This window comes from Nocardia carnea (genome assembly GCF_029869215.1).
Classification (GTDB): Bacteria; Actinomycetota; Actinomycetes; order Mycobacteriales; family Mycobacteriaceae; genus Nocardia; species Nocardia carnea_B.
The window spans coordinates 1-8293 of sequence record NZ_JARWPM010000080.1 but is presented as its reverse complement, the minus strand read 5'-3'; the positions used below and the strand labels follow the sequence as shown (position 1 = coordinate 8293).

Here is an 8293-nt window from a genome sequence, read left to right as displayed (position 1 = left end):
GCCGGAGTGCCGGAGTGCCGGAGTGCCGGAGTGCCGGAGTGCCGGAGTGCCGGAGTGCCGGAGTGCCGGAGTGCCGGAGTGCCGGAGTGCCGGAGTGCCGGAGTGCCGGAGTGCCGGAGTGCCGGAGTGCTCTTTGTGTTTTGTGGTCCTTGATGCGCCGGGTCTGAGAGGTGGTTCTTCGCCTTGTGCTACTCCTGCGGCGCCGTGCGTCGAGTGGATTACGGATCGATGTTTCCCGTGAAACATCGGCGGCTTCCTCGAGTGCGGCGGCCGGCTGTGCCCCCCGTGCGGAGTTAGTGGGAAGCGGACGGGTGGGTGAGATTCGGGGCCGCCTCCTGCGGTCGTGGCGGGACCCGGCTCGTTGGCGCCGGATGGGTCGCGACTTGCTGGTGCTCTACTCCGAGCGGCATCGTGCCTCCGGTTCGGCGGAGAACTGCGGATGGTTGAGGCGCTCCGGTCTGATCCACCACTCCCCGATGGGTTGAACGTTTCTCGTTCGTTGGACTATCTGGTAGCGCTCGCCGAATGTAGTCCGTCGCGGGCTCAGGGTGTCTACTGAGCCACTCCGCGGCGCGACGGCATTCGGTATCGAGTTCGGAAGACAAAGAACGTCCCCGAGCTTCTCGGCGATCGGGTGTGCTGTGGTGCCGGTCAGTTGTTCTCCGGCGGCGCGCCCTGGGATATCCGACAAGGTTGATGGAGATTGGTGGGCACAACCAGCACCGAGCTCTGACCGTATTCGGGCCGTACCGGTCTGTGACTACCGACGGGATGCAGCGCCCGTCGCGCCGACCATGCACCTCACCCGAATGTTTCACGGGAAACATCGCTCGTGGACGGAGCGTGGTCGGCGACGTCGAACGGAGCCTCTACGGGTATCGCGGTGCAGCTGATCGCCGGGCGGGACCAACGGAACATGGATTCTTTAGGACCGCTCCGCCGATACGAACGGTTATGACACATGGTCAACACAGTGGCCTTCGAGCCGTCGTCGTCGGTGTCGACTCGAAAGGGTCGGGTGGCGTGGGTTCGCGATGAACGGGAGTGGGATGGTGCCGCGATGCGACGGCGCCGTGGCAGAGGCGGAGGTGGGAGGAGGGCGGATACCTCGATCGGACGCGTCGGTCTTGCGGCGGGCGACCGCCACCCCAACCTCTTGTTGCGCAGCAGGAAGGTCAACAGCTCGGCAATCTCGCGGAGGTCGACGCCGACGGCAGGTGAGCTGGGCAGGCGTGCCGGGGTTCGGTTCTGGTCGGAGTGGTCGGGGCGTGCCTCATCGTCCGCAGCGGGTGGACGCCCGCCGAATTTGTTTCGCGACCAGCGGGCGATGCACTGCACGAGGTCGAGGGTGGAGTCTTCGCTGTCGCTGTCGCTGTCGCTGTCGCTGTCGGAGTCGCAGTCGCAGCAGGAGTCGCACTCGCAGCAGGAGGCACAGTAGGCGCCGAGCGCGTCGATGTTTCCCGTGAAACATCCAGGCTCCGGCCCGCGCGCGAAATCGCGAACGGGTTTCCGGGCGATGAATTCGGACGAGTTCCGCGTGTCGCGGGCGCGTCGCAGCGATTCAGCTTTCTTCTCGGGCCCGCTGCTGGCAAGCTATTGAGCGTCGGGCGTGAGCTTCGGTGCCGCGGAGGTCTCTCGGTGTTGCAGCGTGAAGCTCCGTTCGATCGACCGGCGGCTCAGTGTCCGCGTCGGAGGAGGTACTTCGCGTGACCACGCAGCGTTGCGAAGTCGCCCGTCCGTACGGATGCCGCGGTCCTGGTCGTGGATCGTTGTTCGATCCAGCACGGCTTGTTTCGACGACACGGCGCCGGCGTCTGTCAGGCCACGTGATCTTGCAGTTCTCGCGTTAGGAGCGGTCTATGTCGAACGGTTCAGCGAATGTTTCACGGGAAACATCGCGCGTGCCGGGAATGCTGGATGGCAGCAATATCGGCCCGGAGGCATTCGGTAGCACACCGTATGGGCACATCTCCCCTGCCGAGACGCCGATCGCCGCCGAGGCGCACCGCGCAAGCCAGCTAATGCATCCAGGAAAGGTGACAGTGCCGAAACCTCATGAGCAACGCATCATCACCATAGCCAACCAGAAAGGCGGCGTCGGAAAGACTACGACGACGGTGAATCTGGCCGCCGCCCTGGCGCATCAGGGGATGAAGGTGCTCGTGATCGACCTGGATCCGCAGGGCAATGCCAGTACCGCACTCGGGGTCGAACATCATTCGGGTGTTCCGTCGACCTACGAACTGTTGATCGGTGAGATCAAGGTCCAGGATGCAATCCAGCAGAGCCCGCACAGCGACAATCTGCTCTGCATCCCGGCGACCATCGATCTCGCCGGCGCCGAAATCGAACTGGTATCGATGGTGGCGCGGGAGGCGCGGCTCAAGGGGGCGATCCAGGAAGCCAATCTCGCGGGATACGACATCGACTACGTGATGATCGACTGCCCGCCCTCGCTCGGTCTGCTCACCATCAATGCAATGGTGGCCGCCCGTGAGGTGCTGATCCCGATCCAGTGTGAGTACTACGCGCTCGAAGGGGTGGGCCAGTTGATCCGGAATATCGGGTTGGTGCAGTCCCACCTCAATCCGGAGTTGCATGTATCGACCGTGGTGCTCACGATGTACGACGGCCGGACCAAGCTGGCGGATCAGGTGGCCGAAGAGGTGCGCAGTCATTTCGGGGACGTGGTCCTGCGGTCGGTGATCCCGCGCAGCGTGAAGGTTTCCGAAGCGCCCGGTTACGGCATGACGGTCCTCGATTATGATCCGGGTTCCCGTGGCGCCCTCAGCTATCTGGATGCCGGGCGAGAGATCGCCGCGCGCGGCGCGACCCGGCCCGCTGTGCTGACGGACGGTGCGCAGTGAACGGAGCGGGCATGGCTGTGGATGCGGGCAATGGAAAGGGCAGGCCGGTGAGTCAGTCTAAAAAGGGTGGGCTGGGACGTGGTCTGGCGGCGTTGATCCCGACCGGACCGGCGCCCGTCGCGGGCGGTTTGGGTACGGAGGCCGCGAACGCGGTGATCGGCCTGGATCCCGGCCCGCGTCCCGCGTCCACCTATCTGCATCAGGTCCCCGACCCCGGCGAGGTCCCGGAGCTGGCCGGCGCGGGTAATGCGGTCTACCGGGAAATCCCGCCCGCCAAGATCGAGCCCAACCCGAAGCAGCCGCGCCAGTATTTCGACGATGAGGCGCTGGCCGAACTCGTCCATTCCATCCGCGAATTCGGTTTGATGCAGCCGATCGTGGTGCGCGAACTGGAGCCCGGAAGTGACCGCTATCAGCTCATCATGGGTGAGCGGCGGTGGCGGGCCTGCCAGGAGGCGGGCCTGGAGGCCATCCCGGCCATCGTCCGCGAAACCAACGACGATGCGATGCTGCGCGACGCCCTGCTGGAGAATATCCATCGCGTGCAGCTGAACCCGCTCGAAGAGGCCGCCGCATATCAGCAGCTGCTGGAGGAGTTCGGGGTGACGCAGGAGGAGCTGGCTGCCCGGCTCGGCCGTTCGCGGCCCGTGGTAACCAATATGATCCGCCTGTTGAAACTTCCGATCCCGGTGCAGCGGCGGGTCGCGGCCGGGGTGCTGTCGGCCGGGCATGCGCGCGCCCTACTCGGTCTGGAGGGCGGCGCCGATGCGCAGGAGGTGCTGGCCGCCCGGATCGTCGCCGAAGGACTTTCGGTGCGGTCCACCGAGGAAGCGGTGAAGCTCGCCAACCGCGAGCAGGAACCGGCGAAGCCACCCGCGCCGCGTCGGCCGCCCATCCACTCCCCCGGATTACAGGACGTTGCCGATCGGCTCTCGTCGTCGTTCGATACGCAGGTTTCGGTGAGTCTCGGGAAGCGGAAGGGCAAGATTGTGGTCGAGTTCGGGTCGGTCGACGATCTGGAACGGATCGTCGGGATGATGCTGCAAACTTCGCTGAACAACTGAAATTTCGGCTTGTATTCGGAGTAACCCAGCCCCCGGATAGAAAACGTCACTGTGACAGTGGCCGAACTGGGGGACGTGACCCGGAGCATTGCCTGGACCGAAGATCTAGTGACGCGAAATGAGGCGGGTTCGTTTGATCGCATATTCTTGCTGGCGAGAAACCATTGATGCGGCGTGAGCGTAGACGAATCGGATAGCTGGAGGCTGAGCAGAGCGGTGTCGACCAGCGTCACAGGATTAACCCTGGAAAGCATCAGCCGGCTCCCGGCGCATGCTCGCCGCTGCGTGTTCTGGGAGATCGATCCGGCGGTGGCCGCCGACTCCTGTGAGTTCAGTGATCCGGTGTTCGAGAAAGAAGCCTGGATCTCCACTGTGATGCTCGAATGGGGGTCGTGCGGGCAACTCGCCACCATCGACGAGAAAACTGTCGGTTGCGCGCTCTACGCCCCGCCCGGCGTGGTGCCGCGCGCCGGCCTCTTCCCCACTTCGCCGGTGAGCCCCGACGCGGTTCTGCTCACCACACTCGGCACCGAATACCCCGACCTGGACGGTGATATCGCCTACCGGCTGGTGCAGGCCGTCGTCACCGACCTGGTCCGTCGCGGCGTGCGTGCCCTCGAAGCGTTCGGAATCCGCGGCGCGTCGACGAGCACCGCCCTCTCCGACCGGCCGACGGGCACTATGCGCTTGATGGAACGGATCGGCGTGCCCGGGCGTGGTGCCCGGCGATCGGTCTTGGGCTGCAGTCCCGAGAACTGCATGATCGACGCCGATTTCCTCCAGGAGGTCGGGTTCGAGGTGATCGCACCGCATCACCGTTTCCCGCGGTTGCGGCTGGAACTCGATACCGATCACGGCTGGAAAGAGGATGTCGAACGTGCCCTCGACCAGCTCCTGGCCGCCGCGTCGATGACCGTCCCGACCCGGATACTCACCCTTTGAGGTAGCGGCCGGGGGATTCGCTAGCCGCTGTCGGCGGCTGCGAGTTCCTCGGCCAGCAGTTCGGCGAAAGTATATGTGCCGGTGGGCTGATCGTCCTGACCCAGCAAGTACAGACGTTTCACCGAGATCAGGATCGCTTCGGCGATCACATCGCGCATTCGCGGATCGGCCAGTACGGAGGCGTCGTACTGGTTGGTGACGTACCCCAGGTCCACCTGGACGGTCGGCATCTTGGTGAGGCGCAGCAGATCCCAGGTCCGCGGATGGGTGCGGCAGTCTTGTAGCGAGGTCCGGGCAACCACCTCACGCTGGATGAACCCGGCCAGCACCTGCCCGATCATCGACACCGAACCGTGCGAATTGCCGAAGTAGAACCCGGCGACACCGTTGGCCATCGGGCTGGAATTCGACGCGCACCGCAGCGAGATCATCAGATCCGCGTCGAAGGCGTTGGAGGTCTCGGCGCGTTCGACATCGGTGGGGTTGCTCCCCCACGGGCGGGACAGGAACGTTTCCATTCCGGTGGCGGCCATCCGGCCCTCCAGCCGGCTGGCCAGATCCCACAGGATCTCCTGTTCGTAGACATCGCCGAACTCGGTGGGTACCGCACGACCACGATCGGATCCGCCGAGACCCGGATCTATGACGATCCGCTTCCCGGTGAGCTGCGGGCCCGCCCGATGCACCACTTCTTCCTCGGCGATCCGGTGCGGGTTACCGCCGGTGACCCGGGCACCGAGCAGTTCGAGCGAACGCAGGGTGTCCGGACCGCAGATACCGTCGGCTGCCAAACCGATCTCACGTTGGAACGAGGTGAGCCCCTCGTGCGTATGTGGGCCGAAGAATCCATCGACGCGGTGCACATAGAAGCCGAGGTCCTGTAGCCGGCGCTGCAACGTCGCCACATCGTCGCCGTACAGCGGCGCCGACAGTTGGTAGATGAGGGTACGGGCACCCAGACGATAGGACGCTTCTTTCAGCGCCCGGTAGGTGGCCGGACCGACCACACCGTCGACCAGCAGTCCGCGGTGCTGCTGGAAGGCACGCACCGCGGAGTCGAGCTGATAATCGAAAGTGGCTTCGGTGTCTTTCCAGTACTCGTCCGCGCCATTGGCCTGCGCGCCGTTGTGCGCGTGCAGGAACCCCAGACTCGCCAGGGTGCTCCGAACCTCTGCTACGGCTGGACCGGTGTCGCCGTGACGAAGTCGGTGCATGCGTGAGGGCCCTTCCTTCCGTCAATCCCGGGTACCCACTCATGCGATGGCGTACACCCTCGCACGACGGAGCGTGGTCGATTCTGTCAGACCCGGACCGGAATTCGACAATTGTGGTCAGGGCATAGTACGGCGCGTCGTTGCGTGACGGACGCCGGATGGCCTATTCGAGACGTTCAGATAACGTCTTCGATTTCCCGCAGGAGAGCGGCCTTACCCTTGGCTCCGACGATCTGTTTCACCGGCTTGCCGCCGGCAAACAGGATCATAGTCGGGATGCTCATCACCTGGTAATCGCGAGCGGTGTTGGGGTTGGCGTCGATATCGAGCTTGGCCACGGTGAGCTTCTCGGCATGCGAGCCCGCGATCTCCTCGAGTACCGGAGCTACCATCTTGCACGGCCCGCACCAGGTGGCCCAGAAATCGACCAGCACCGGCTTCTCGCTCTGCAGTACGTCGTCGGCGAACGAGGTGTCGGTGACGGTGACCGTGTTGGTGGACTCGGACATGGGTGTTCTCCTTGATCTCCGGGCAGCGAGTTGCCAGGGTGCTCAGTTGCCGGCGACGGCGACCGGCCGGTCGGCGTTCGGAAGCGTATTGCTGGTGATATCGCCCTTTTCGGCGAGCCAGCGCTCGGCGTCGATCGCGGCCCGGCAGCCCGTGCCGGCGGCGGTGATCGCCTGCATATAAGTGTGGTCGACGAGATCACCGGCCGCGAAAACGCCTTCGACGGTGGTTTCGGTTCCCGGTTCGCGCACCACGACGTAACCCTCGGCATCCAGCTCCACCTGGCCGCGCACCAGCTCGCTGCGGGGGTCGTGACCGATGGCCACGAAGAGCCCGGTGGCTGCGAGTTCGGCGGTTTCGCCGGTACGGGTGTCGCGCAACGTCAACGAGGTGACGCTGGTCTCACCGTGGACGCGGGTGACCTCGGCGTTGGTGCGGAAGCGGATCTTGTCGTTGTTCTTGGCGCGTTCGAGCATGATGCGGGACGCCCGGAACTCGTCGCGCCGGTGCACGATGGTGACACTGGAGGCGAACTTGGTGAGGAAGATCGCCTCTTCCATCGCCGAATCACCGCCGCCGACCACCACGATGTCCTGGCCCTTGAAGAAGAACCCGTCGCAGGTGGCGCAGGCGCTGACGCCGCGGCCGAGCAGTGCCTGTTCACCGGGGACGTTCAGGTACCGGGCCGCCGAACCCATGGCCAGGATCACGGCGTGCGCCTCGTAGACATCGTCACCGACGGTGACCTTCTTCACCGGGCCGCTCAGATCGATGGCGTCCACATCCTCGGTGCGGATTTCGGCGCCGAAGCGTTTGGCCTGTTCGCGCATCTGCTCCATGAGGTCGGGGCCCATGATCCCGTCGCGGAAGCCGGGGAAGTTCTCGACCTCGGTGGTGGTCATCAGCGCACCGCCGAACTGGGTGCCCTCGAAAACCAGCGGCTCGAGTTCGGCGCGGGCGGCGTACACGGCGGCCGTGTATCCGGCCGGTCCGGAGCCGACGATGATCAGGTCGCGAACTGGCGTGCTCATGGGGCCCTTCCGGAGAAGCTGATGGGGTCGATTCGGTCAACAACAGCGTAGACGCGCTTTGTTCCCCGGGGGCTGCCTATCCGCGGACCCTGCGCCGGGCGCTTGTCCGGGGCCGTCGAGCCGGGCCGCGAGGTTTCGGCGCCCCGGCGATTCAGCCGATATCGGTGATGGGCGAGAGCAGGTCGGGGTTGCCGGGAGCGCAGCCCGGTCCGACCACGAGTGCGGTGATCTGCGCACCGTTTCGCCCGCCGACGAGGATCAGCACCGCGTCGTCACGGTCGCGGAAGGTCATTTCCGTGGACCCGAGTACGGGCCGGTCGATACCCGCCGCTCGGACACATGCTCGGAGAGCGGCAGGATCGGCCAGTCGCCCGGGTACATCGTGGCGGCCCAGAGCGCGCAGCGCGACCGCGGTATCGAGTTCGGCGCCCGGTCCGGTGTGCTCGGTGCCGGTGGGTGCGGCGGTCGGCCGGGTATCGGGCTCGGTGCGGATGCCGGCGAACAACGCGGCAGTCGCGCACATCAGGATCACCGCGGCGGCGGCGAGCGTGGCGGCGATACGCCGGCGCCGGCGATCGGCCAGGGAGATCGGCCGCACCTCGCCGGACCCTGCCGCCGGCGTGGCTCGGGTGTCGTCGGCGGCGGACAGACCGGCGAACCCCGGCACC

The 8293-nt window shown here is 65.6% G+C and carries 6 protein-coding genes and 1 pseudogene; 3 read left to right on the top strand and 4 right to left on the bottom strand.

The window, feature by feature from the left end:
- Positions 1 to 1910: 1910 nt before the first annotated feature.
- From QH276_RS04295 to QH276_RS04285, 3 genes are all read left to right on the top strand, one after another.
- On the top strand, positions 1911 to 2867 hold the full coding sequence (locus QH276_RS04295) for a ParA family protein (protein WP_280398937.1): 957 nt from the start codon (positions 1911 to 1913) through the stop codon (positions 2865 to 2867).
- A gap of 47 nt (positions 2868 to 2914) precedes the next feature.
- On the top strand, positions 2915 to 3931 hold the full coding sequence (locus QH276_RS04290; protein ID WP_280398936.1) for a ParB/RepB/Spo0J family partition protein: 1017 nt from the start codon (positions 2915 to 2917) through the stop codon (positions 3929 to 3931).
- A gap of 216 nt (positions 3932 to 4147) precedes the next feature.
- Positions 4148 to 4873 carry a GNAT family N-acetyltransferase gene (locus tag QH276_RS04285; protein WP_280398935.1) on the top strand — a complete coding sequence of 242 codons (726 nt, stop codon included), beginning with the start codon at positions 4148 to 4150 and terminating at the stop codon, positions 4871 to 4873.
- 20 nt (positions 4874 to 4893) lie between these two features.
- Here the strand turns inward: QH276_RS04285 and QH276_RS04280 are convergent, their stop codons facing one another.
- The 4 genes and pseudogenes from QH276_RS04280 to QH276_RS04265 form a co-directional block, all read right to left on the bottom strand.
- Complete coding sequence (locus QH276_RS04280; protein WP_280398934.1) at positions 4894 to 6087, bottom strand: N-acetylmuramoyl-L-alanine amidase; 1194 nt, start codon at positions 6085 to 6087, stop codon at positions 4894 to 4896.
- Positions 6088 to 6263: 176 nt separating this feature from the next.
- Positions 6264 to 6596: a thioredoxin gene (gene trxA, locus QH276_RS04275; RefSeq protein WP_280398933.1), complete on the bottom strand. Its 333-nt coding sequence runs from the start codon at positions 6594 to 6596 to the stop codon at positions 6264 to 6266.
- 42 nt (positions 6597 to 6638) lie between these two features.
- Positions 6639 to 7625: a thioredoxin-disulfide reductase gene (trxB, locus tag QH276_RS04270; RefSeq protein WP_280398932.1), complete on the bottom strand. Its 987-nt coding sequence runs from the start codon at positions 7623 to 7625 to the stop codon at positions 6639 to 6641.
- Positions 7626 to 7776: 151 nt separating this feature from the next.
- Positions 7777 to 8293 (bottom strand): annotated as a pseudogene (locus QH276_RS04265) (hypothetical protein); the annotation flags it as partial.

Bases quoted from the DNA above. Each gene is read 5' to 3' on its own strand.
- trxA (WP_280398933.1), bottom strand. From the start codon at position 6,596: ATGTCCGAGTCCACCAACACGGTCACCGTCACCGACACCTCGTTCGCC.
- trxB (WP_280398932.1), bottom strand. From the start codon at position 7,625: ATGAGCACGCCAGTTCGCGACCTGATCATCGTCGGCTCCGGACCGGCC.
- QH276_RS04280 (WP_280398934.1), bottom strand. From the start codon at position 6,087: ATGCACCGACTTCGTCACGGCGACACCGGTCCAGCCGTAGCAGAGGTT.
- QH276_RS04295 (WP_280398937.1), top strand. From the start codon at position 1,911: ATGCTGGATGGCAGCAATATCGGCCCGGAGGCATTCGGTAGCACACCG.